The organism is Streptomyces anandii JCM 4720 (assembly GCF_014650655.1).
GTDB lineage: Bacteria > Actinomycetota > Actinomycetes > Streptomycetales > Streptomycetaceae > Streptomyces > Streptomyces anandii.
The window spans coordinates 49,054-72,050 of record NZ_BMVJ01000013.1 but is presented as its reverse complement, the minus strand read 5'-3'; the positions used below and the strand labels follow the sequence as shown (position 1 = coordinate 72,050).

The 22,997-nt window shown below is 74.9% G+C and carries 21 protein-coding genes and 1 pseudogene; 14 read left to right on the top strand and 8 right to left on the bottom strand.

The genetic code is table 11. The features are described 5' to 3' along the window. Nucleotides 1-18: 18 nt before the first annotated feature. Entirely contained in the window at nucleotides 19-831 is an 813-nt protein-coding gene (locus IE249_RS23000; RefSeq protein ID WP_189707420.1) for an SAM-dependent methyltransferase, read from the bottom strand. Nucleotides 832-995: 164 nt separating this feature from the next. On the opposite strand from IE249_RS23000, the gene IE249_RS22995 reads away from it, so the two are divergent. The 3 genes from IE249_RS22995 to IE249_RS22990 all read left to right on the top strand — a co-directional run bounded on the left by IE249_RS22995 (nucleotide 996) and on the right by IE249_RS22990 (nucleotide 3,159). Next, nucleotides 996-2,366, top strand: a complete 1,371-nt coding sequence (locus IE249_RS22995; RefSeq protein WP_189707615.1) for a PP2C family protein-serine/threonine phosphatase — start codon at nucleotides 996-998, stop codon at nucleotides 2,364-2,366. A 131-nt stretch (nucleotides 2,367-2,497) separates the two neighbouring features. After that, on the top strand, nucleotides 2,498-2,770 hold the full coding sequence (locus IE249_RS38215; RefSeq protein ID WP_229859066.1) for a hypothetical protein: 273 nt from the start codon (nucleotides 2,498-2,500) through the stop codon (nucleotides 2,768-2,770). Beyond that, nucleotides 2,767-3,159, top strand: coding sequence for a hypothetical protein (locus IE249_RS22990; protein WP_189707418.1), 393 nt, complete (start codon nucleotides 2,767-2,769; stop codon nucleotides 3,157-3,159). Before IE249_RS38215 ends, IE249_RS22990 begins: the two co-directional genes overlap by 4 nt. A gap of 24 nt (nucleotides 3,160-3,183) precedes the next feature. On the opposite strand, the gene IE249_RS22985 is transcribed toward IE249_RS22990, so the two are convergent. Next, a complete protein-coding gene (locus IE249_RS22985) occupies nucleotides 3,184-4,203 on the bottom strand; it encodes a hypothetical protein (RefSeq protein WP_229859064.1) in 1,020 nt (339 codons plus the stop codon). Between the two features lie 189 nt (nucleotides 4,204-4,392). On the opposite strand from IE249_RS22985, the gene IE249_RS22980 reads away from it, so the two are divergent. Together IE249_RS22980 and IE249_RS22975 are read left to right on the top strand one after the other, a co-directional pair. Next, nucleotides 4,393-5,319 carry an SCO6745 family protein gene (locus IE249_RS22980; protein WP_189707414.1) on the top strand — a complete coding sequence of 309 codons (927 nt, stop codon included), beginning with the start codon at nucleotides 4,393-4,395 and terminating at the stop codon, nucleotides 5,317-5,319. Between the two features lie 144 nt (nucleotides 5,320-5,463). Further along, entirely contained in the window at nucleotides 5,464-5,829 is a 366-nt protein-coding gene (locus IE249_RS22975) for an STAS domain-containing protein (RefSeq protein WP_189707412.1), read from the top strand. Between the two features lie 7 nt (nucleotides 5,830-5,836). Here IE249_RS22975 and IE249_RS22970 read toward each other — a convergent pair whose 3' ends face one another. The 4 genes from IE249_RS22970 to IE249_RS22955 all read right to left on the bottom strand — a co-directional run bounded on the left by IE249_RS22970 (nucleotide 5,837) and on the right by IE249_RS22955 (nucleotide 10,794). Further along, nucleotides 5,837-7,435: a N,N-dimethylformamidase beta subunit family domain-containing protein gene (locus IE249_RS22970; protein WP_229859062.1), complete on the bottom strand. Its 1,599-nt coding sequence runs from the start codon at nucleotides 7,433-7,435 to the stop codon at nucleotides 5,837-5,839. A gap of 322 nt (nucleotides 7,436-7,757) precedes the next feature. Beyond that, nucleotides 7,758-8,321, bottom strand: coding sequence for a hemerythrin domain-containing protein (locus tag IE249_RS22965; RefSeq protein ID WP_189707410.1), 564 nt, complete (start codon nucleotides 8,319-8,321; stop codon nucleotides 7,758-7,760). Nucleotides 8,322-8,460: 139 nt separating this feature from the next. Next, entirely contained in the window at nucleotides 8,461-9,759 is a 1,299-nt protein-coding gene (locus IE249_RS22960; protein ID WP_189707408.1) for a cytochrome P450, read from the bottom strand. A gap of 525 nt (nucleotides 9,760-10,284) precedes the next feature. Further along, the gene (locus IE249_RS22955; RefSeq protein WP_189707406.1) at nucleotides 10,285-10,794 is read right to left on the bottom strand and encodes a hypothetical protein; all 510 of its coding nucleotides are present in this window, start codon (nucleotides 10,792-10,794) and stop codon (nucleotides 10,285-10,287) included. Nucleotides 10,795-11,019: 225 nt separating this feature from the next. On the opposite strand from IE249_RS22955, the gene IE249_RS22950 reads away from it, so the two are divergent. Next, a complete protein-coding gene (locus IE249_RS22950) occupies nucleotides 11,020-11,553 on the top strand; it encodes a DoxX family membrane protein (protein ID WP_189707405.1) in 534 nt (177 codons plus the stop codon). Between the two features lie 135 nt (nucleotides 11,554-11,688). On the opposite strand, the gene IE249_RS22945 is transcribed toward IE249_RS22950, so the two are convergent. Then, the gene (locus tag IE249_RS22945; RefSeq protein WP_189707404.1) at nucleotides 11,689-11,862 is read right to left on the bottom strand and encodes a CsbD family protein; all 174 of its coding nucleotides are present in this window, start codon (nucleotides 11,860-11,862) and stop codon (nucleotides 11,689-11,691) included. 158 nt (nucleotides 11,863-12,020) lie between these two features. On the opposite strand from IE249_RS22945, the gene IE249_RS22940 reads away from it, so the two are divergent. After that, the gene (locus IE249_RS22940; protein WP_189707402.1) at nucleotides 12,021-13,634 is read left to right on the top strand and encodes a right-handed parallel beta-helix repeat-containing protein; all 1,614 of its coding nucleotides are present in this window, start codon (nucleotides 12,021-12,023) and stop codon (nucleotides 13,632-13,634) included. 63 nt (nucleotides 13,635-13,697) lie between these two features. Here the strand turns inward: IE249_RS22940 and IE249_RS22935 are convergent, their stop codons facing one another. Further along, the gene (locus tag IE249_RS22935) at nucleotides 13,698-15,200 is read right to left on the bottom strand and encodes an MFS transporter (RefSeq protein WP_229859059.1); all 1,503 of its coding nucleotides are present in this window, start codon (nucleotides 15,198-15,200) and stop codon (nucleotides 13,698-13,700) included. 329 nt (nucleotides 15,201-15,529) lie between these two features. Between IE249_RS22935 and IE249_RS22930 the strand changes: the two genes are divergently transcribed. The 7 genes and pseudogenes from IE249_RS22930 to IE249_RS38210 form a co-directional block, all read left to right on the top strand. Further along, nucleotides 15,530-15,994 (top strand): ATP-binding protein, encoded by a 465-nt coding sequence (locus IE249_RS22930; protein WP_189707400.1) that lies wholly within the window; start codon nucleotides 15,530-15,532, stop codon nucleotides 15,992-15,994. Between the two features lie 118 nt (nucleotides 15,995-16,112). Next, nucleotides 16,113-16,955, top strand: a complete 843-nt coding sequence (locus IE249_RS22925) for an MBL fold metallo-hydrolase (RefSeq protein WP_189707398.1) — start codon at nucleotides 16,113-16,115, stop codon at nucleotides 16,953-16,955. A gap of 130 nt (nucleotides 16,956-17,085) precedes the next feature. Next, nucleotides 17,086-18,381, top strand: a complete 1,296-nt coding sequence (locus tag IE249_RS22920) for a polysaccharide pyruvyl transferase family protein (protein WP_229859057.1) — start codon at nucleotides 17,086-17,088, stop codon at nucleotides 18,379-18,381. After that, nucleotides 18,381-19,832: an FAD-dependent oxidoreductase gene (locus IE249_RS22915; RefSeq protein WP_189707396.1), complete on the top strand. Its 1,452-nt coding sequence runs from the start codon at nucleotides 18,381-18,383 to the stop codon at nucleotides 19,830-19,832. Before IE249_RS22920 ends, IE249_RS22915 begins: the two co-directional genes overlap by 1 nt. A gap of 163 nt (nucleotides 19,833-19,995) precedes the next feature. Continuing rightward, nucleotides 19,996-20,841 carry an RNA polymerase sigma factor SigF gene (locus tag IE249_RS22910; protein WP_189707394.1) on the top strand — a complete coding sequence of 282 codons (846 nt, stop codon included), beginning with the start codon at nucleotides 19,996-19,998 and terminating at the stop codon, nucleotides 20,839-20,841. 233 nt (nucleotides 20,842-21,074) lie between these two features. Further along, nucleotides 21,075-22,445 (top strand): FAD-dependent oxidoreductase, encoded by a 1,371-nt coding sequence (locus tag IE249_RS22905; RefSeq protein ID WP_189707392.1) that lies wholly within the window; start codon nucleotides 21,075-21,077, stop codon nucleotides 22,443-22,445. A 223-nt stretch (nucleotides 22,446-22,668) separates the two neighbouring features. Continuing rightward, a pseudogene (locus tag IE249_RS38210) lies at nucleotides 22,669-22,997 on the top strand (SRPBCC family protein); the annotation flags it as partial.

Here is a 22,997-nt window from a genome sequence, read left to right as displayed (position 1 = left end):
ACACGGGCGCGGCGCGCGTCAGCCGCTCTTGCGGCCCACCCCGGCGTACACCCAGTACTGGGAAGGGTTCTCGGGGACGTCCTCCGGGCGGTCCGGGCGCCACAACGGGACGTAGACCAGGCCGGGTTCGGTGAGTTCGAAGCCGTCGAAGAGCGACTCGATCTCGTCGTGGGAACGGGCGGTGACGGGCGAGGTGGCCCGGTCCCGGTACAGCTGGCCCACGGCGGCGGCCGTGTCCGGGCGGTCCTCGTCCGTGGCGTGGGTCAGCGCCAGCCAGCTCCCCGCGGGCAGCGCGTCCCGGAAGGCCGCGACGATGCCGGCCGGATCCTCCTCCGGCGAGACGAAGTGCAGGATGGTGATCATCAGCACGGCGACCGGCTGCTCGAAGTCGATGAGCGCGCGCACCCGCGGCGAGGACAGTATCTCGGCGGGCTTGCGGATGTCGCCGGCCACGATCCGGGCGTCCGGGTTGTCGGCGAGCAGCGCCTCGCTGTGCGCGACGGCCACGGGGTCGTTGTCCACGTACACCACCCTGGCGCCGGGGCTGGCGGCCTGGGCCACCTCGTGCACGTTGCCCTGGGTGGGGATGCCGGACCCGAGGTCGATGAACTGGCGTACGCCCGCGTCCACGAGGAAGCGCACCGCGCGGCCGAGGAAGGCGCGGTTGGCGCGGGCCAGGGTGCGCACCTGGGGGTCGATCGCGGTGAAGGCGGCCACCGCCTCCCGGTCGATGGCGAAGTTGTGCTCGCCGCCCAGCATGGCGTCGTACATCCGGGCCACACTGGCCTTGCCCGGATCCACGCCCCGCGGCGGACCGTCCCCGTCAGGCATGTCCAACTCCCCTATTGTCCGGTGACCTTGACTGTGCATCATATAGTTGCCCGTGGCATACGACCACGTACCGCCCGACCGGCCAGGCCCGGCCCGCCGACCCCGCCGGCCCGGACGGCCCGCCCCAGCCCGCCGCTACCGGCCCCACCCGGAAGGCCACGACCCTGCGGAACACAGAACGCAGTCAGCCCGGCGACCCCGCCCCCGCAGCACCGCACCGCCGCCGGTCGTACTTCTCCCCCGCCGCGGACGCCATCGGCTCGGAGCTGGATCTGCACCTGACCGGCCGGCACGTCGTGCACGCGCTGGCCCCGGGCTTCTGCGACGCGGCCTCGGTGTATCTGCTGCAGCGCTGGCTGGTCCAGGAGCAGCCGGGCAGGGCGGCCGACCCGCCGCAGATCGAGGCGCGCCGGCTGGCACTGCGCATAGGGTCGGACGCCACGGAGGAGTGGGACCGCCTGCTGCCGGTCGGCGAGGTGGTGGTGTTCCCGCGCGGGACGCCGTACGCGCGCGCCGTGGCCACCGGGCGGACGCAGTTGCTCGACGGCGTGGACGGGCACACCTTCGAGCGGCTGCGCAGGACCGGCCCCGACGACGCGGGCGTGACCGCCCTGCTGCACAGCGCCTCGTTCCTCATCGTCCCGCTGCGGCTGCGCGGCACGGCGGTCGGGTTCATCGCCTGCACGCGCGGCGCGGGCAAGGAGCCGTTCACGCACGGCGAGGCGGTGGCCGTGGAGTCGCTCGGGGCGCGGGCCTGCGTGGCCCTGGACAACGCCCGGCGCTACGAGCGGGAGCGGCGCACCGCGCTGGCCATCCGCCGCAGCCTGCTGCCCGACACCGGGCAGACCTTCGAGAGCTGCCGGGTCGCGCACGGCTACCGGCCGGCCGGTCAGGACAACGTCATCGGCGGGGACTGGTACGACGTGCTGCCCCGGCCCGGACGCCGGCTGGCGATGATCGTCGGTGACGCCATGGGGCACGGCCCGGAGTCGGCCGTCGCGATGATCCAGCTGCGCACGGCGGTCCGTACGCTGGCGGCGCTCGACCTCGGCCCCGCCGAGCTGATGGACCGGCTGGACACGGTGGCCGGCGACACCCCCGGTGCCTCCTTCGCCACCTGCATGTACGCGGAGTGGGACGCGGACCTGCGCACCTGCACCTTCGTGGGCGCCGGGCACCCGCCGCCGCTGGTCCGCGACCCGGGCGGCCCGGCGGTGCGGGTGGACCTCGCCTCCGCCGGGCTCCCCCTCGGGCTCGGCACGGGCCGCTACGAGCCGACCGTGCTGCACCTGTCAGAACCCACCCTGCTGCTGCTCTACAGCGACGGGCTGGTCGAGTCCCGCACCAGCGACATCGACGAGGGCATCACCCGGCTCGCGGGCGCCCTCGACACGGGCGCGGAATCGGGTCCGGACCTCGCCCGCCCGGACGGCCTGCCGGAGCTGTGCCGCCGGCTGCTCGAGGACTCGGCCGCCACGGACGGCGCCGACGACCGGACGCTGCTGCTGGCCGAGTTGACGCCGGGGAAGAACTGAGCCGCCGCCGGGCCGTGCGGGCTGCTTGTCGCATGAGCGGACACCTCCGTTCGAGGGGTGTCCTCACCTGATGCGGTGAGCGGGCGGGGCCGGACGCGTACGGACGGGGTGCGAACGCCGTTTGGTCCGGCATGGACAGCACTTCTCGGGCCGTGCCGCACGGGGCCAGCCACCTGCCGGCGGAGCGGCCCCCCACCCAGCCCGCCGCGCGACCCTCCGGGATGCGGTGGGTGCCCGTCGCGGACGCCGCCTCCGCTCCGCCGCCGCCCGGTCCCGCCGGCCTCGACTCCGCCGTCGTGCTGCTGCGGCCGTGGGGTTCCGGGTCCGCCCCGGACCGGTGGACCTCGGCGGCGCCCGGCTCAGTGCCCGCCGTGCCCGTGCCCCGCGGGATCCCGGTCCCGTGAGGCCGGCCGAGGAGGTCGCCGCAGCGGTCCGGGAGCGCGTGTCCCCGCCGCGCGGACCGTCCCGGGTGCCGCTCCCGCACGGACCGTCCCGGGTGCCGCTCCCGCACGGACCGGTGACGGCGGGGACACGGTGGTGGGCCTGGGCGCATCCGGCGCCGGGGTGGGCCGTCGCGCACGGCACGGCGGCGTGGGAGGACGACGACTGTCCCTGGTGCCGCTCCCTGCTCGACCCCGGTCACGGCGCCGCCGGGCAGGGCAACGGGCGGGGGCGGGGCCGTCTCCGGTTCCCGGGCGCGGGCCCCCTCGCCTGGGCGTGGCGGACGCGGCTGGTCATGGTGCCCGTGGCGGCCCTCACCGTGGTGGCGGCTCTCGTCGTGGCGCTGGCCTGACCGGCGTCCGGGGTTTCGAGGCCCTCACGTGGTGAAGCCGATGTGCACGTGGTCGTGGTGGGTGGCGTCGCTGAAGAACCGGCCGGCGGTCCCGCCGCCCGTGATCAGCAGCGGGCCGCCCACGTTGTAGGAACCGGCCGCCGCCGCTTCCCGCATGAAGCCCTCGACGAGTGAGCGGGGCGTGGCGGGGTCCACGACCGCGTGGCCGTCGATCCGCCACACGTCGAAGGCCCGTCCTTTCGGATGGTCGCTGGGCCGGCTGGTGCCGAACACGTAGAGGGGGTGCCCCGAGCGGACCACGCTGACATACATGCGGTGGGCGCCTGCGAGGTCGAGCATCGCCTTGAGCACGCTGTCGTGGATCCGGCCGCTGCGCACGTCGGCGTCCGCCGCCGGGGGCAGCTGGACGCGGGGCTCGGCCAGCACCCGGTGGGCGAGGGACGGCAGTGTGGCGGCCGGGGCGCCGGGCCGGGCGGGGTGCAGGGCGGTCACCGTCCATCCGCCCGCGGCGCGGGCCAGGCGTACGTCGACGGTCGTACCGCCCGCCCGGACCGTGCCGCCGCGCCGTGTCCACTGCCGGCACACCACGAGCACGCTCGCCGAGTCGGCGAGGATCCCTCCGTACTGGGCGTCCACCACCTGGAGCACCGCTTCGTCGGCGGACGGCAGCAGCGGACCGGCCTGCGCGACGAGCGCGGGCGGCAGCCCGAGGGCCGTGACCTCCTGGCGGGCGGCGGAGGGGCCGCCCCGTCCGCTCGGCCAGGCGCCGATCGCCTCGACCAGTGCGACGGCCCGCCGCTTGACCTCGGGCCGGACCTCGCCGGAGGAGGGCCGCCAGGGCGTGGTGCGGGGCAGGCCCGACGGGGACGGGGTGGAGGAGGGGGCGGCGGAGGCCGTAGCGGCGCGCGCGGGACCGGTGCGGCTCGCCGCGGTGCGCGGATCCGCGGAGGAACCGCCGGCGCACCCGCCCGCCGCGCCGAGCAGCACCCCGGCCGCACCCAGCAACACGGCCCGACGCCCGACCGACTCCGACCCACGGCTCACACCCCCCAGTCTCCGCCGCACACCGGTCCCACGCCCACCCCTCACCGCCCCCTCTCCCCGCCCCGGCGACAGCCGTCGCGGCCGCTCCCCGGTCGGTGGCCCTTGCTATGACAGCCGTCATGATCCATGCTGCTCATGACCACCGCCGCAGCGCCGCGAGCGGTGTCCCGGAAAGGTGGGGGGGGACGCGTGGCTGACGGCATGGCGAGGGTGTTGTGGGAGCGGTACGAGCCGGTGCACGACCTGGTCTACTTCGCGCCCGAGGCGCACCGGGCCGCGGACGGGCTCGGTCTGCGCGGCTTCTGGATGGGCTACTTCGCGCTGCGCGCCGCCCCGCTCGGCCCGGTCGCCGCGCCGGTCGTGACCAGTTCCTTCTACGTCTTCCACCCCGACCGGGTCGCCCGGGCCCTGCCCGACGCCTGGTCGTACGCGGGTCCGGGGGACGTCCTGGAGGCCCGGTGGCAGGCGATGGACGCCGCCATGACCCGCCTGTTCGGGCCCGGGGCGGTGACCGGGACGCACATGACCGAGGCCGCCGACCTCGCCTGGGAGGCGGCCGCGTCGGCCGACACGGCGGGCCGGGTGCTCGGCGCCGCGAACCAGGCCCTGGAGCGCCCCGCCCGGCCGCACGTCCGGCTCTGGCAGGCCCTGACCACCCTGCGCGAACTGCGCGGCGACGGGCACGTGGCGGCCCTGGTCGCGCACGGCATCGGGCCGGTCGCCGCGATGGTGCTGAAGAGCGCCGCGGGCGAGTCCGACGGGACGTTCCAGCGGGAGACCCGCAAGTGGGACCTGTCGGCGTGGCGGGCCGCCGAGGCCGACCTGCGCGAGCGCGGCTGGCTCGGTGAGGACGGCGCCCCGACCCCGGCCGGAGCGGCCGTTCGGGCCGAGGTGGAGGCGCGGACCGACGCGGCCGCCGAGCAGCCCTGGCGCGCACTCGGCGCCGACCGCGCCGCCCGCCTCGCCGCTCTCCTCGAGCCGCCGGCCCGGCGGGTGCTGGAGGCCGGGCTGATCCCCTCCGGCAATCCGGTCGGCCTCACCGGCGGCCCGTGGTCCGCCTCCCGCGAGGCGGCCGTACCCCCGGCAGCCGCGGCAACGGGGCCGCGCGAAGGCTGAGTTCGCCCCGGGGCCCCGGACGCTCCCCGCGGGGCGTGCGGGTCGCCCACGCCACAGGAGTCCCATCCGGGCTTCACCAACCCCTAACATCATGCCCATCGACCCACTGGCCCTGGCCAGACCTTCACATGAAGCGAGGGAAGTGTGGCAGAGACCGAGGGAGCGGCGGTGCCCGAACGGCTGCTGATCACCCGTACCACGGCCGACGACGGCACCTGTGTCCTGACGCTCACCGGCGAGGTCGACCTCGACGGCAGCGCGCGGCTGCGCGAGGCGCTGCTGTCCTGCCCGGAGACCGCGCCGGGCCTGGTGGTGGACCTCGGCGGCCTGACCTTCATGGACTCCAGCGGCATCAACGCCCTCATCACGGCCCATCTGTCCGAGGAGGCGGGCGGACCGCGACTGCGCCTGGCCGCTCCCCGGCACGCGGTGCTCCGGGTGCTCCAACTGGTCGGCGTGGACACGCTCATACCCTGCTACCCCACCCTCGAGGAGGCGCTGGCCGCCTGACGGGGCCTCACACCGTCCGGTAGACCTCCTGCGCGTTGGGGCGGGGAGCCGGCCGGTGGCGGGCGGCGGGGCCGGCGGAGAAGGCGCACAGCAGGTTCTCGGTGGTGCGGGCGGTGAAGGCGCGGGTGCGGGCGTCCATGGAGTGGTCGCGGCCGAGTTCGCCGGTTCCGGCCAGCAGCGCCTCCACCCACCGCATCGTCCCGGTGGCGAAGACACCCGCCCCGCTGGGCACGGTGTAGTACGCCGAGTCGCTGTGGCTGCGCCTGCCCGCGCACACCACCGGCGAGTGTGCGGTGATCTCCAGCGCGCCGGGCGCGGGCGCGCCGGGGGTGACCCGGTCGTACTCGACGCCCACCAGGTGGTCGAAGCTCTCGCCCGGGCGGACCCCCGTGCCCTCGTAGACCCAGTGGTCGGCCGCGTGGACGACGTACGGGGCGTCGACCGGGTAGCCCTCGTAGAGCACTCCGGTGAGCGAGGACTCGGGGTCGGCGGCCGGTTCCTGCCGGAAGTCGGTGGTGACCAGGGCGGGGCGCGAGGGGTAGCAGGGGTCGCTGCGGTAGGCGGACTTGTAGCAGACCACCGTGCGGTCGGCGCCGGCCTCGCCCGCCTCCAGGCGTACCCGGCGGAAGCAGGTGTTGGCGCCGAGGAAGGCCACGTTGGTGCCGGCGTCGCGGGCCTCGGTGACGCGTTGGCGCTGCTCCGGCGTCCAGTACTCGTCGTGGCCGAGGCAGACGACCGCGGCCGCTCCGTGCAGCACACCGGGATCGCGGTGCACGTCGGTGCCCGTGGTGTAGGCGAGCGGTATGCCGAGCCGCTCGGCCAGGACCACGGCGGCCCACTCGTACACCAGGAACTTCTCGGCGCCGCTGCCGTCGTAGGGCCGGTCGAAGCTGACCGCGAGGGAGCGGTCCGCGTACCCGCCGGAGGGGCCCTCGTAGAGGCTGTGGCCACCCCACTTGTTGTACGCCTGCCAGGTGGCCGGGGCGTGCATCAGCACGGTACGGCCCGTCCCGCGGGTGGAGCGCACGATGAGCGGGACGTAGCGCTGGTGGCCGTTGTCCGCGTCGAGGCGTATCAGGTACGCGCCCTCGGGCCAGCCCTCCGTGCCGAAGGAGAGGGTGCGCGGCCAGTCCGCGCGCACGGTGCGGGTGGCCGGCAGCGTACGGCCGGCCGGGCCGGTGCGCCCCGGCACCCGCTCCGAGCGCCACACCAGCCGGGCGTACGTCCCGCCGTACCAGCCGACGCGGAAGGCGGAGACGCGGAAGGAGGACGCCGTGGTCGACACGTGCAGGCCGCACTCCTCGCCCGGGGTGATGCTCACCCGGTCGGTGTAACCGGCCACCGCGTCCACGGGGCCGGCCGAGCCGAGCCGCCAGTCGCGGGTGCCCGGACGGCCCCGTTCGGCCTCGGGCAGCCGGCCGTCGACGGCGCTCGGCGGGTGGACCGCGGTGGTGCGTTCACAGGCCGTCGCCGCGCCCAGCCCGGCCGCCCCGGCACACAGGCCGAGGAACCGCCTGCGGCCGAGTCCCTCCCGTTCCCGGCCGCGGCCGTCGTGCGCCGCGGTCTCCCGCGGCGCGGTGTCCTGCTGTGCCCGGTGTGGGTTCACTCGGTCTCCCTGGACGTGGCCCGGTCCCCCCCCCCACGGCCGTACGCGCGTTTCGGCGCGCGACCGGCTCCCGCGAGGTGCGCCGCAAGGTCGCCGCGGGCGCGGGCACGCGCCTTCGCGGACGCCGCCGGCGCCGGTGTGGGCGCCTCGGGGCGCCACCGACGAAGGTAACGGCTGCGCCGGCGTGCCGCACGGCCGCCGGTCACCCTCCGTGAACTCCCGTGCCGGCGCCCGGACACGGGCGCGGGGCCGTCGGACCACGATGGTCCCGACGGCCCCGCGGACGGCCCCGCCGGCGCGCTGCCGGTACCGGAAGCGGGCCTCAGTCGGTCTTGCCGCGGCCGGACAGGGCGTCCCGGATCCGGTCGACCATGCCCGCGCCGGGGGCGAGGAGCTTGTTCGCGGGCGGGGTGTCCGGGGCGGAGGGGTGCGGGCGCGTCGGTGCGGTCTTCTTCGCCGAGCGGACCTTCTCGCCGAGCTTCTCCAAGTCCTCCGGGCTCGCGGCCTGCCGCAACCGCGGGAACAGGTTCTGCTCCTCGTCGGTGACGTGCTCGCGGATCTCCCGCATCAGACGGCCCATCAGCTGGTCGAACTGCGGGTCGTCGGCCTCGCAGCCCTCCAGGTCCTTCATCGTCCGCTCGGCCTCCGAGTGGTCCTGGATCTCCCGGTCGGCGATCGCGTCGCCGTCGGGCAGGTGGCGCCGCACCGCCGGGTACAGGTGCATCTCCTCGGCGATGGAGTGGCGCACCAGCTCGATGGTCGCCTGGTCCGCGAGGTCCTTGCGCCTCTTGTCGCCGGTCGGGAGGGCCTCGATCTGCGCGAAGATCTCCTCCACCTCGCGGTGGTCGGTGGTGAGTTCGTGGATGACGTCTCCGCCGTGTCCCATGGCAGCACTCCTTGTTGTTCGATGGTGGTCGTAGCGGTGGACCGCGCGCCGGGTTCCCACCGCGCGCCGGGACACACCGCCGGGCTCGCGCAACCGCCCGAACGGCCCATCCGGGACGGCCGCCGGGCCGGTTCCCGTCTCAGGAGCCCGCGCCGGCTCCGGCCCGCGACCCGGCCGCCGCGGGCCACTGCCCGGTCTCGTGCACCGCGGTGACGGCGAAGCCGCTGCGCACCCGCGCCGGGATCCTGCGCAGGGAGATCCGCAGGTCCTGGGCGGGGACTTCGTACTCCAGCCGGGCCAGGCGCACCGCCAGCGACTCCAGCAGGCCCACGGTGACGCCCTCGCCCGGGCACCGGTGACCCGTCCGCGGGTCGGAGCCGCCCTGCGGGATCAGTTCGTCGCGCTGCGGCGGCCGCTCCAGGAAGCGCCGCGGGCGGAAGGTGTACGGGTCTGCCCACAGCTCCTGGTCGTGGTTCTGCCCGAACACGTCGAGGAGGACCGTGCCGCCGGCCGGGACTTCGTGCCCGCGCCAGGTCAGGTCCCGGGCCGCCCGGCCGCCGAGGAACGGCGCGAAGGGGTAGAACCTGCGCACCTCGTGGGCGAACGCGGCGGCGTAGGCCGGGTCGCCGTCGCGCAGCCGTTCGCGGTGAGCGGGCCACCGGTGCAGGGCGTGCGCGGCGAAGGTGACGAACCAGCCGACCGCGACCGTGGGGCGGACGACGTTGAGCAGTTCCACCGCGGCCGTACGCACCGGCAGCCGGCCGCCGTCCGCGTCCGGGTGCGCGGCGACCCGCGCGAGCAGGGAGTCGGGACGGCCGGCGGCAGGACCGCGGCCGGAGCGTACGTCCTCGACCAGGCGGGCCGCGCGCGCCTCCTGACGTGCCCGCGCGCGGCGCGCGCGCCAGTGGCGCGGGCCGAGGGTGGCGAAGCCGTCGACCATGGCGACGAGGTCGGCGGCGACGCTGCGGGCCTCCGTGTCCTCCAGGGGGACGCCGGCCCAGCGGCAGACACCGCGGGTGAGCACCGCGGCGGCCTCGTCGAAGAGCACGACGCGGGGGCGTGCCGCCCACTCGGGCACGGCCTCGTCCCACGCGGCGGTGACGTGTCCGACGACGCCGGCGATACGGTCGGGCTCCAGCAGCGGCAGGAACAGTTCCTTGCGCTGCCGGTGGGTCCGCCCGTCGAGGGTGTGCACGGCGCCGTGTCCGAAAAGGGTGCCCGTGACGGGCTCGGGGATCGCGCCGTGCCGGTGGACGTTGTGCTCGTCGTAGAAGAACCGCACGGCCTCGGGTCCGCTCAGGGCGAGGGCCGGGCGGCCCATGACGCGCAACGGGACCGTGCGGTCGGGACTTTGTCGTATGCGCTGCGGAAGCCAGGCGTAGCCGCCGGCGATCAGGGACAGCGTGTGGTCGGCGGGCGGGCGTCGATGGGCGTCCATGCCGGCCGAGTGCCCCGTGCGACCGGGGGGAACCGGCCCACCCGCGCCCGGGACCGGGGCTGGGCCCGGGGGCCGGCGCCAGCCGGGACCGAGGCCGGGGGCCGGCGCCAGCCGGGACCGAGGCCGGGGACCGGAGCCCGGGCCGACGCCGAGGCCCGGGCCGGGGGCGGGACCGGAGCCAAGGCCGGGACCGGGACCAGGACCGGGACCGAGGCCCGAGGCCCGAGCCAGGGTCGCGGACCGGGGACCGGGGCCAGGACCGGGACCGGGGCCCGAGCCAAGGTGCGGACCGGGGACCAGGACCAGGACCAGGACCGGGACCGAGGCCCGAGCCAAGGTGCGGACCTGGGACCGGGACCAGGACCGGGACCGAGGCCCGAGCCAGGGTCGCGGACCGGGGACCGGGGCCCAGACCGGGGTCCGGAGCCGGGACCGGACCGGGACCGAGGCTGGGGATCGGACCGGGGACGGCGTCCGGAGGCCGCGGCCGTCGGCCCAGGTCTGCCGTCGGACCCCGGTCCGCCGTCAGTCGGACGGGCGCAGGTCGGTGATCTTGCGGGTGCGGAGGTCGGACAGCACGTCGATCCCCGTCACCTGGGCGTGGGCGCCGTCGCCCCAGGTGAGCGTGACCCTGCTGGTGGCGTGGCCCGCGCCGGAACCGGTGTAGACGACCTTCCACTTCACCGGCACGTTCTGGGCGAAGAGGATGCCGTCCGCGTGCTCCTTGGCCTCGTAGGCGGCGACCTTCTTGCGTGCCGCGGCCGAGAGGTAGAAGCCGCGCAGCGCCTTGAGCTGGGCGCCGGCCGCCGGGTCCTCGCCGTCCCAGACGGCGTCGATGTAGGCCCCGTAGAAGTCGGCGACCCGCTGGGTGACGTTGCGCGGGTCGCCCTGGGGTGCGGTGACGCCGGCGGCGTGGGCGGTTCCGGCGGAGGTGCCGGTGCCGGCCAGTGCCGGGGTCACCGCGGCCAGGGAAAGGAGCGCGGTGACGGCCGAGGCGGTGATCAGGCCGCGGCGGCCGCGAAGACGTATGGACATGTGGGCTTCCCCCTGTCGAACGCGGCCGGGCCCTTCGTCCGGCCGTTGACGGGAGGTAAGAGAGTGGCCCGCCGGGCGCGGTTCCGGAATGTCCCGGAAGAATTGTCACTGTCCCGAAACGGGCAGAAGGTTGCGCCGGATTCCGGCCGATCCGCGCCCCGAATGTCCGGGCCCCGCCGGGGGAACCCGGAGCGGGCCGCATCCCCGACACCCCTGGAGAGGACCATGAGTCTGCTGCGCGTGGTGGGCCGCCCCCTGCTCGCCTCCATGTTCGTGGCCGGAGGCATGAGCTCCGTCCGCAGCCCCAAGGACGTCACCCCGCTGGCCGAACCCGTCGTGAACCCCATCAGGGAGCGCGTGCCGCTGCTGCCCGAGCGCACCGAGCAGGTCGTGCGGCTGAGCGGCGGTGTCCAGGTCGCCGCCGGGGTACTGCTGGGCCTCGGGCGGCTGCCCCGGCTGTCGGCGCTGGCCCTCGCCGCGACCCTGGTGCCGACCACGCTGGCCGGCCATCGCTACTGGGACGCCGGCGACGACGCGACCCGCGCCCAGCAGCGCATCCACTTCCTGAAGAACCTCTCCATGCTGGGCGGTCTGCTGATCGCCGCGGACGACACCGGCGGTGCGCCGTCGCTGCTGTGGCGTAGCCGGCACACGGCCCGCGGTCTGCAGCGGGACGCCGGACTGGTACGGCGTACGGTGCGCGCCACCGCCGGTCCGGCGGCCGCGGTGGGCGGCATCAAGGCCAAGCTTCCCGGCTGAGGGTGCTCCGCCGGCGCCGCTCCACGGGCCCCGCGGGCCGCCCCGCCGGCGCCCGCGGCGGCCGGGCACGGCGACGGGCCCCCGCTCGACGAGGTCGAGCGGGGGCCCGTTTCGCGAGCCGCCCGGAAGCGGCACTCAGGGCTTGAGGGTGTCCTTCGTCTTCTCCTTGGCCTGGCGGGCGTCGCCCTTGGACTTCTCGGCCTGGCCCTCGGCCGTCATCCTCTCGTTGCCCACCGCGCGGCCGACCGTCTCCTTGGCCTTGCCCTTCATCTGTTCCTTCTTGGCCTTGGCCTTCTGGTCACCAGCCACTGTCACTCACTCCAAGCCGTGTTCGACGTCCGTGTCACCACTTCGGGTGACCGGCCGAGGGGCCGCCAAACCCGGCCCGGGCCGCTCGCTGTTCCGGACGCCCGGCTGGGTACCCGGGGCGGGCAGCCGCGGACCGGGCGGCCGGAAGGAGCCTCGCCATGACTGTCCCCCTGACCGCCGACGCGCGCGAGCACGGTCTGACCGGTGACGGCATCACCAACGACCAGCCGGCCCTCCAGCGCCTGGTGGACACGATGGGCGCGGCCCGCACGGCGGACGGGCGCCCGCGCGTCATCCGCGTGCCCGCCGGGCGGTACGTGATCCAGGACGTGCCCACCGTCTGGCGCAGCGGTGTCTCGCTGATCGGGGCGGGCCGCGGCGCCACCTGCTTCGTGCTGCGCAACCCGGGCGCCCGGACCAGGCCGGTGCCGCTGGCCTGGTTCACCGCGGCCCAGCACGACGCGGGGCCGGACAACCACCTGGCGGACGTCACCTTCGCGCACTTCGAGATCGACGGCGCGGGCGTGACGACCGAGGAGTACGACCCGCTGGCGAAGGGGCTGGGGCTCCAGTACGTGCTGCGCGGGCGGTTCAGCGACCTGTACGTCCACGACACGGCGGCCACCGGTTTCGGCTGCGACTTCCTCCAGGACACGGTGGTGGAGGGGGTGCTGGCTCAGCGGTGCGGGCGGCAGGACAGCGGTGAGCAGATGGGCGGCGCGGGCGTCGGGATAGGAGTCGGCGGCTGGGGCCGTGTCGAGCGGCTGACGGTCACCGCGTGCACCGCCACCGGCAACGGGACCAACGGCGTCTTCGTGGAGCTGCAGAACGAGGAGTGGCCGCGGCCGCGCGGCATCCGGATCACCGCCTGCCACGCCGAGGACAACCGCTTCGGCATCTCCGACTGGGGCGCGGACGGGCTGCTGGTCAGCTCCTGCACGATGCTGGGCAACCACGAGGCCGGGTTCGACGTGTCCTCCCAGGGCACCTCGGGCACCGGCGGCCGGGGCGGCATCGTCACGGGGTGCGTGATCGACGGCAATCTGCGGGACGGGATCGGGCTGGGCAACACCCCGGGGCCGTACGCCTTCCGCGGCAACCGGATCAGCAACAACGGGCGGTACGGGTACTGGGAGCACAACCTCGCGGGCGGGGACGAGCGGCCGGCCGCGGACATCGTGCTGGAGGCCAACGACATCCGGGACAACGCCCTGGACGGCGTCCGGGTGGACGCGGCCATGCGGGACGCGGCGGTCCTGGACAACCGGATCCGCGACAACGGCCGCCGGATCGCCGGGGCGGTCGCGGGCGGCGGCGAGGGGGTGCGGTACTCGGCGTTCTCCGTGGTGGACGAGAAGGCCGACTGGCCGGCGGACGGGCACCGCGGCAAGAAGGTGTCGGTCGGCGGGCGGACCGCCATGGTGGCCTTCAACACCTCCACCGAGCTCGCGCTGGCCCCGGCCCGGCCGGGCGCGGACTCCGCCTGGGCGGACGGAGTGCCCGGGGCGGGCTCGGCGTACCGGCTGCCCGGCACCCCGGACCTGCGCGCGGGACTGACCGTGGCCGCCGCGGTGAGCCGCCCGCAGATGCACGGCAACCGCATCGGCGACGACCAGAGCGTGCGGACGCAGACCCACGCCCTGCGCATCACCGACGAGGGCCGCTGGTCCAGCGGCCGCGTCTCCGACAACGACCTCAGCGACAACGCAACGGCCGCGACCCGGTTCGAGACCGCACCCGCGGGCGGCCGCTGGCGCGACAACGACGAGTGACGCCCCGGCCCCCCGGCCCCGGTTGCCCGGGAGGCAGGGTGAGCGGCGTCCGCCGGCAGGGCGTCAGCTCCGGGGTGCCGGGGCCCGGTGCCGGGGAGAGTGGCGGCTGGGGCGGTCCGGGGGGTCGGGGCGGTGGTGGTGCCAGTCGTGCAGGGCCACCGCGAGGGAGGCGAGGAGGGCCACCAGGGCGCTCGCGACCGCCAGGGCCACGGCGGTGCGGTAATTCCTGCCGGTCCCGGCGAGCACCATGTAGAAGAAGCCGGGCAGGGCCGCCGTGCCCACCGCGCCGCCGAGCCGCTGGCCCGTCTGCAGGGCGCCGCCCGCGGCCCCGGCCATGCGCACCGGCACGTCGCGCAGCGTCATCGTGACGTTCGGGGAGATCACGCACCCGCTGCCCAGCCCGCCCACGAACAGCGCGGGCGCGGCGAGCCAGGCCACGACGTCCGGGGGCGCCGACCGCAGGATCAGCGCGGTGGCGCCGAGCGCGACCACGACGGTCACCAGCCCGCACACCGTCAGCACCCGCCCCAGCCGCTCCACCAGCCGCCCGGCCACCACCGCGGCGGCCGCCGAGCCGATCGCGAAGGGCGTCACCGCGAGCCCGGACCGCAGCGGCGTGTACCCGAGCCCGTCCTGGAAGAACAGCGCGAACACGAGCCATACGCCGCTGAAGCCCACGAAGTACAGCGCACCCAGCGACGCCCCGGCGGCGTACCCGCGGGTGCAGGTCAGCAGCCGCGGGTCGAGCAGAGGCCGGCGGTCGCGGTCGGCGACGCGCTTCTCCCAGCGGGCGAAGCAGGCGAGCAGGGCCGCACCCACCGGGAACAGCCACCACATCCGGCGTACGCCCCCGGTGCCCGCGAACACCAGCGGCAGCATCAGGCTCAGCACCCCGGCGCCCAGCAGAGCCACGCCCGGCAGGTCGAGCGGTTCACGGCGGCCGGGCGCCAGGCGCGGCAGCAGCCGTACGCCGAGCAGGAGCGCGGCCGCGCCGACGGGCACGTTGACGTAGAAGATCCAGCGCCAGCCCTGGGCGCCGTGGGCGAGGGCGAGGATCAGGCCGCCGGCGACCGGGCCCACCGCGCTGGAGACGCCCACCGTGGCGCCGAACAGGCCGAAGGCGCGGCCCCGTTCGGCCCCGCGGAACATCTGCTGGATCAGCGCGGAGTTCTGCGGGGCGAGGCAGCCCGCGCAGGCGCCCTGCGCGAGGCGGGCCACCACGAGCCAGGTCACCGTGGGCGCGGCGCCGGCCCCGGCGCTGCACAGCACGAAGCCGGCCAGCGCGCACAGGAAGATCCGCCGGCGGCCCATCGCGTCGCCGAGGCGGCCGGCCGGCACGAGGACGAGCGCGAAGGTCAGCGCGTAACCGGAGACCACCCACTGGACGGCGGAGGGCGAGGCGCCGAGGTCCCGCTGCATCGACGGCAGCGCCACCGCGACGATGGTCACGTCGAGCAGGCTCATGAATCCGGTCGCCAGGGTGACCCAGAGCGCCTTCCAGCGCCGTGGGTCGGGCGTCCGGTCCGGACGGGCGGCGCCCGCGTCCGCCCGCGCATCCGTGTCCACGAAGGCTCCTCCCGGGTAGCCGCCGGGGTGCGTGCCCGCCGGTCACGCCCCGGCACGCGCCTCTCGCGCCGCGTTCGGGCGCGCGCGGCGCGCACAAGTACCCCGTTCCCGCGGCCCGCGCAGGAACCACACCGCACGCGAGCCCGCGCCGCACGCAGATGTGCCGCGTTCCCCGCGGCCCGTGGCGCAACCCCGTTCCCGGGAGGCCGTCCGTGGGAAAGTGCGAAGTTCTCGCACACCCCATCGGCTTCATACCGCGAACGCCGGGTAGCCGTAGCGACGGCAGAAAGCACGATCCGTAACCAGCAGCAGCACACGACGGTACCCCTATGATCATCCAGCTTGGGCAGAAGGCACCGGATGAACGGGAGCGGAACCGCCCGGCCGCCGCGCTGCGCTACGGCGCCACCTGGGTCACAGGTGCCGCTCGTACCGCCGACGCGCGACGAGCGGTGCACGCCTTCCTCACCCACGCCGCCAGAACCGCCCGCACCCACATCACCAAGCGCGCCGAACAGGACGCCCAGCTCGTCGTCAGCGAACTGGTCACCAACGCCCTGCGCCACGCGCCGGGCCCGTGCGGCCTGCTCCTGGAGCTGTCCGCCGACAACGCGCGGCTGGGCATCACGGTCTGGGACACCTCGCCCTCCTTCCCCCGGATGCACGAGCGGGACGGGACCCGCGTCGGCGGTCACGGCCTGTACCTCGTGCACGCCTGCAGCCGGGCCCTGACCGCCACCGCCCGGCCCGGCGGCAAGCAGATCACCGCCGAGGTCGCCCTGGCGTCCGCGTGAGGCGTATGCGCGGCCGCGCCACGGGTACTCCGGGAGAGTCCGGGCCGGTCGGCACCTCCGGACGGCCCACCTCCCCCCAGTCGACAGACGGGCCGCGTCCCGTCGGGCAAGGACGGCCATGGCTGCCTTCGACGACGACACCCTCGACCTGCACTTCATCGGCACCGCGACGGTCCTTCTGCGGTACGGCGACCTGACCCTGCTCACCGATCCCAACTTCCTGCACCGGGGCGAGCGCGCCCACCTGGGCTACGGGCTGACCAGCCGCCGGCTCACCGAGCCGGCCCTCGACGTGACGGACCTCCCGCCGCTAGACGTCGTGGTCCTGTCCCATCTGCACGGCGATCACTGGGACCACCGGGCCTCCCGGCACCTGGACCGCTCGGTGCCGGTGGTCACCACCACGCACGCCGCCCGCCGCCTGCGCACCTGGCAGGGCTTCGACCGGGCCGGCGGGCTGCACACCTGGGAGAGCTGCACGTTCCGGCAGGGCGCCACGCAGGTGCGCGTGACCGCCCTGCCCGGACGCCACTCCCTCAATCCCGTGCTCGGCCGGCTGCTGCCGCCCGTGATGGGCAGCATGCTGGAGTTCGGCCCCCGGGACGGGGAGGTACGGCTGCGGCTGTACGTCTCGGGCGACACGCTCGTGTACGACGGCCTCGAGGAGATCGCCCGCCGGTTCCCGCACGCCGACCTCGCCGTGCTGCACCTGGGCGGCACCGAGCTGCCCGGCGGTCTGGTCGTCACCATGGACGGCGCGCAGGGCGCCGATCTCGCCCGCCGCCTCGGTTACCCCCGGGTGCTGCCGGTGCACTACGACGACTACACCGTCTTCCGCTCCCCGCTGGAGGACTTCCTCACCGCGGCGGGCGACCTGGGGCTGCGGGACCGGCTGGTCCACTGCCCGCGCGGCGAGCACGCCCGCCTGGTCCCGCACGCCGACCGCCCCACCGTCGGCTGACCCGCTCACCCGGCCCGGCGGGCCGGACGGCGGGAGAGGTGTTTTCCTCGTGGGGTGGAGGCAACTCGGCCCGCACGTCTCGCGGAACCGCTTCCGCAGCCACCCCCACTCCACGGAACGGGAGTTCCGGATGACCACCTCAGAGCCTCGGCCGTCCCGTCCGGGGCGGCCGCGCATCGGCCTGCTGGGCTCCTACGGCGGCTTCAACATCGGTGACGAAGCCATCCTCCAGTGCGTCCTCGGCTGTCTGCGCTCGCACCGGCCGGAAGCCGCGCTGGTCGTCTTCAGCCGCGACGCCGAACACACCCGCACCCACCAGCCGATGGCGGACGAGGTGGTCGGCTGGGAGGGCGTACCGCAGCGCCCGGTCACCGACGTGCTGTCCGGACTGGACCTGCTGGTGCTCGGCGGAGGCGGCATCCTCTACGACGGCGAGGCGCGCCGCTACCTGAAACTGGTCCGCGCGGCCCAGTCCAGGGGCGTGCGCACGTTCGCCTACGCGGTCGGCGCGGGCCCGCTGCACGAGAACGACGACCGGGAGGCCGTGCGCACCGTCCTGGCGGACATGGACGAGGTGGTGGTGCGCGACGAGGAGTCGCGGCTGGTGCTGGAGGAGGTGGGGGTCGAGCGGGACCTGGTGGTGACCGCCGACCCCGCGCTGCTGCTGCCGCCGGAGCCGTTCACGGCGGAGATGATGCGCCAGGAGGGCGTCCCGGCCGACGCGCGGCTGGTGGGGATGTCGGTGCGCGAGCCCGGACGGGCGGCGGAGAAACTCGACGAGGGCGACTACCACGCCCTGCTCGCCGACGTCGCCGACTTCCTGGTGCGCCGCCTGGACGCGCACGTGGTGTTCATGCCGATGGAACGGCACGACGTCCGCCACGCGCACGCCGTGCTGTCCCGGATGACCGCGCCGGACCGCGGCCGGATCCTGCACAGCGCCTACACGCCCGGACAGGTGCTGGGCCTGATGAGCCACCTGGACCTGGTGGTCGGCATGCGGCTGCACTTCCTCATCTTCGCGGCCGTGTCCGGGCTGCCCGTGCTGCCGCTGCCGTACGCCGGCAAGGTCTTCGACTTCGCCCGCCGCCTGGGGGCGCCCGCGCTGGTGGGCGTGGCCCGTGAGCAGGTGGGGCTGCTGCTGGCCGAGGTCGACCGGCTGTGGGACGAGTTCCCGCAGCGCCGGGCGGACCTGAACACACGCGTGCGGGCCCTGCGGAAGCTGGCCGCGGAGACCTGCGCACGGTGCGGCGCACTGCTCGACGAGATGGACAAGGCGGGCGGAACGGCTGCCGGCGCGGCCGGTGGTTCCGACACGGAGGGTGGGATCGGCGCCGGGATCGGTGGTCCCGGGCTGCGTCTGCTGGACCGGCGGCCCGAGGACGACGGTGCGGTGGCCGGCCGGAGCGCCGGTCGGGAGGCGTGATGCCCGTCCTGCGCCCTCCCGAGCAGCCGCGCACCGTCACGCTGCCGCCGCGCACCGCCCGCCACGCCGGCCGCACGGACGTCCTGGTGATCGGGGGCGGCCCGGCCGGGACCGCCGCCGCGCACGCCGCCGCCGACGCCGGGGCCGACGTGATCCTCGTGGAGCGGTACGCCTTCCTCGGCGGCAACGCCACTGTGGCGCTGGTGATGCCGCTGATGTCCTTCCACAACGAGCACAAGCAGGCGGTGTTCGACTCGGACGGCGCCGGGGACCGGCTGCTGCCCAGCGACCACGGCGAGGGCGAGCCGGTCGTGGCCGGCTTCCTGTGGCGGCTGCTGGAGCGGCTCACCGAGCGCGGCGGCTGCGTACCGCCGTCCCTGGAGACCGGGTACACCGTGCCCTTCGACCCGGAGATCTTCAAACTCGTCCTGCTGGACATGATGGACGAGGCCGGGGTGCGCATGCTGTTCCACTCCTTCGCCTCGTCCGCGCTGCCCCTGGAGGACGGCTGGCGGGTGGTCCTGGAGACCAAGTCGGGGCCCGTGGTGATCGACGCCGGCGTCGTGGTGGACGGCACCGGGGACGGGGACGTCGCCGCGGCGTGCGGGGCGCCCTGCGAGGTGGGCCGCCCCGAGGACGGGCTGGTGCAGCCGATGACGCTGATGTTCCGGGTGGCCGACTTCGCGCGGCCGCGGTTCGCCGAGTACGTGCGGGCCCACCCCGACCAGTGGCGTGGTGTGCACGGGCTGTGGGACCTGGTCCAGGAGGCCACCGCCGCGGGCGAGCTGCGCCTGCCGCGCGAGGACATCCTGTTCTTCGGCACCCCGCACCCCCGTGAGCTGGCCGTCAACAGCACCCGGGTCACCGGCGCGCTCGGCATCGACGTGTGGGACCTGAGCCGGGCCGAGTGGACGGCCCGCCGCCAGCTGGCCCAGATCGACCGGTTCCTGCGCTCGCGCGTGCCGGGCTTCGCGGAGGCATACGCGGTGCAGAGCGGCACCCAGATCGGGGTGCGCGAGACCCGCAGGGTGATGGGCGACTACCGGCTGACCGGCTACGACATCCTCGACGCCCGTCCCTTCCCGGACGTGGTCGCGCACGGCGCGTACCCGATCGACATCCACAACCCGGAGGGCAGCGGTACCGTCATCCGTCGCGTCCCCCGGGGCCGCTTCTACGACATCCCGCTGCGCTGCCTGCTGCCGCGCGGGACCGAGCGGCTGCTGGTGTCCGGCCGCTGCATCTCCGGTTCCCACGTGGCGCACTCCTCGTACCGGGTCATGCCGATCGCGATGGCCACCGGCCAGGCCGCGGGGGTGTGCGCGGCGCTCGCCGCCCGCACCGGCCGTGTGCCGCGGGAGGTGCCGTACGCCCTGGTCCAGCAGGAGCTGCTGCGCCAGGGCGCCCGGCTGCGTGTGCCGGCGCACGGTGAGGCCGCCCCCAGCGTGTAGGGGGTGCGGGGCCGCTTCGGTGAGCGGATGTGCGCCGGACGCGAAACAATGGGGTGTGAGGTTTGGGAACGGGGGTACACGCTCGGGCACCGCCCTTGATCAAGGGGCGGCACCGTATGCGGATACATGGCATCGGCCGAGAGGCGAGAGGGAGGACCCCACGATGGCGGCGACCACGCAGGCGCAGGCGACTCGGGCTCGGACGGAGCTGCCGGAGGTGGCCGAGCCCTCCCAGGTCGCGCCGACCGACGCGCGGGCCCTGTCCCGGCTGTTCTTCGACCGGCTGTCCAGGCTGGAGGAGGGCACGCCCGAATACAGTTACGCCCGCAACACGCTGATCGAGATGAACATGTCCCTGGTCCGCTACGCGGCCGGCCGCTTCCGCAGCCGGGGCCCGCAGGAGATGGAGGACATCGTCCAGGTCGGCATGATCGGGCTGATCAAGGCGATCGACCGGTTCGAGCTCGCCCGCGAGGTGGAGTTCACCTCCTTCGCGGTGCCGTACATCGTCGGCGAGATCAAGCGCTTCTTCCGCGACACGTCCTGGGCGGTGCACGTGCCGCGCCGGCTCCAGGAGGCCCGGGTCGAGCTGGCCAAGGCGACCGAGGAGCTCGGCAGCCGGCTGGGCCGCAAGCCCACGACCAAGGAGCTCGCGGAGCTGATGAACCTCCCCGAGCAGGAGGTCGTCGACGCGATGGTGGCCTCCAACGGCTACACCTCCGCCTCCCTGGACGCCGCCGTGAGCGCCAGCGAGGACGGCGAGAGCGTGCTGGCCGACTTCATCGGCGCCGAGGACATGAGCATGGAGCTCGTGGAGGACATGCACAGCCTCGCGCCGCTGCTGGCCCAGCTCGACGACCGGGACCGGCAGATCATCCACATGCGGTTCGTGGAGGAGCTCACCCAGGCACAGATCGGTGAGCGCCTCGGCATCTCGCAGATGCATGTCTCCCGGCTGCTCAACCGGCTGCTGACCCGGCTGCGCCAGGGCATGCTGACCACGCACTGAGCTCGCGCCGCGGCACCACGGGCTGGGGCCGGACGCCGCCGTCCTGGGGAGGTGGGCGGCGCCCGGCCCCCTCTTTGTCCGCCCTCCGGGACGCCCCCCAGCCCCCAGGCTTGCTTTGACTTCTCATAAGCCTGCCTTATGACCCCATAGACCGGACCCCCGTACCGACTTAGGCTTGCCTTAGCTTAGGGTTTCCGTCGAGTCGTTCATCGCCGCTCGAAGGGAACCTGACCATGCCCCGCCCCCTGCGGGTAGCCATCGTGGGAGCCGGCCCCGCCGGGATCTACGCCGCCGACGCCCTGCTCAAGTCCGACGCGGCCGCCGGGCCGGGCGTGTCCGTCGACCTCTTCGAGCGGATGCCGGCCCCGTTCGGCCTGATCCGCTACGGTGTCGCCCCCGACCACCCCCGGATCAAGGGCATCGTGACGGCCCTGCACCAGGTGCTCGACAAGCCGCAGATCCGGCTGTTCGGCAACGTCGACTACCCCTGCGACATCAGCCTGGACGATCTGCGCGCGTTCTACGACGCCGTGATCTTCTCCACGGGCGCCACCGCCGACCGCTCGTTGCCCATACCCGGCATCGATCTCGACGGCTCCTACGGCGCCGCCGACTTCGTCTCCTGGTACGACGGCCACCCGGACGTGCCGCGCACCTGGCCGCTTCAGGCCGAGAAGGTCGCCGTGCTCGGCGTCGGCAACGTCGCCCTCGACGTGGCCCGTATCCTGGCCAAGACGGCCGACGAACTGCTGCCCACCGAGATCCCGCCGAACGTCCACGAGGGCCTGAAGGCCAACCGGGCGCGGGAGATCCACGTCTTCGGCCGGCGCGGCCCGGCGCAGGCGAAGTTCAGCCCCATGGAGCTGCGCGAGCTGGACCACTCGCCGAACATCGAGGTGATCGTCGACCCCGAGGACATCGACTACGACGAGGGCTCGATCGAGACCCGGCGCGGGAACAAGCAGGCCGACATGGTCGCCAAGACCCTGGAGAACTGGGCGATCCGCGACGCCGGTGACCGGCCGCACAAGCTGTTCCTGCACTTCTTCGAGTCGCCCACCGAGGTCCTCGGCGAGGACGGCAGGGTCGTCGGCCTGCGCACCGAGCGCACCGCGCTCGACGGCACGGGCAACGTCAAGGGCACCGGCGAGTTCAAGGACTGGGACGTCACGGCCGTCTACCGCGCCGTGGGCTACCTCTCCGACCGGCTGCCCAAGCTGCCCTGGGACCTGGAGTCGGGAACGGTCCCGGACGAGGGCGGCCGCGTCATCGGCGAGACCGGGGAGCACGTGCAGTCCACGTACGTCACCGGCTGGATCCGGCGCGGTCCGGTGGGCCTCATCGGCCACACCAAGGGCGACGCCAACGAGACGGTCGCCAATCTGCTGGACGACCATGCGAACGGGCGTCTGCACACCCCGGCCTCGCCCGAGCCGGAGGCCGTCGAGGCCTTCCTCGCCGGGCACGGCGTCCGCTGGACCACCTGGGAGGGCTGGTACCGCCTGGACGCCGCCGAGAAGGCGCTGGGCGAGCCGCAGGGCCGCGAACGCGTGAAGATCGTCGAGCGCGAGGACATGCTCCGGGAAAGCGGCACCCCGGCCTGACGGCCGGCACCCGCACCTGCACCTGCACCTGCACACCGGCGCCCGGGCCCGAGGTCCGGGCCCCGTCGTCTGCCGCCGGGTGGTCGGGAGTCGTTTGGGAGTGGGGTGGGGCGGAAACCCCGGGCTTGTTGTCCGTGATGACCGCCGTGCACCTTTCTCGACCGCTGTGCACCGCACCGGCGGACGGATGCGCCCCCCTGACGACTTCACGCGGGAGCAGGCGATGACGACAGACACCAGTGCCCCCACGGCCCTGCGCCACGATCCGCTGGTCCGCGGCCTCGGTCTGGCCAGCGCCCTGCTGGGCGTGCCCCAGGTGGCCAGCCCCGGCGGGTTCGTCCGGCAGCTGGGTCTCGCGGACGGGCCCCGCCAGCGCATGGCCACCGTCGCGGTCGGCGTCCGCGAGCTGACGGCTGCGGCCGGTCTGCTGGGCCGTCCGCATCCGGCCTGGCTGTGGAGCAGGGTCGGCGGCGACCTCGTCGACCTCGCCCTGCTGGCCACGGCCCTGCACCGGCACGACGGCCGCGGCGTCGCCCGGACCGCCGCCGCCAC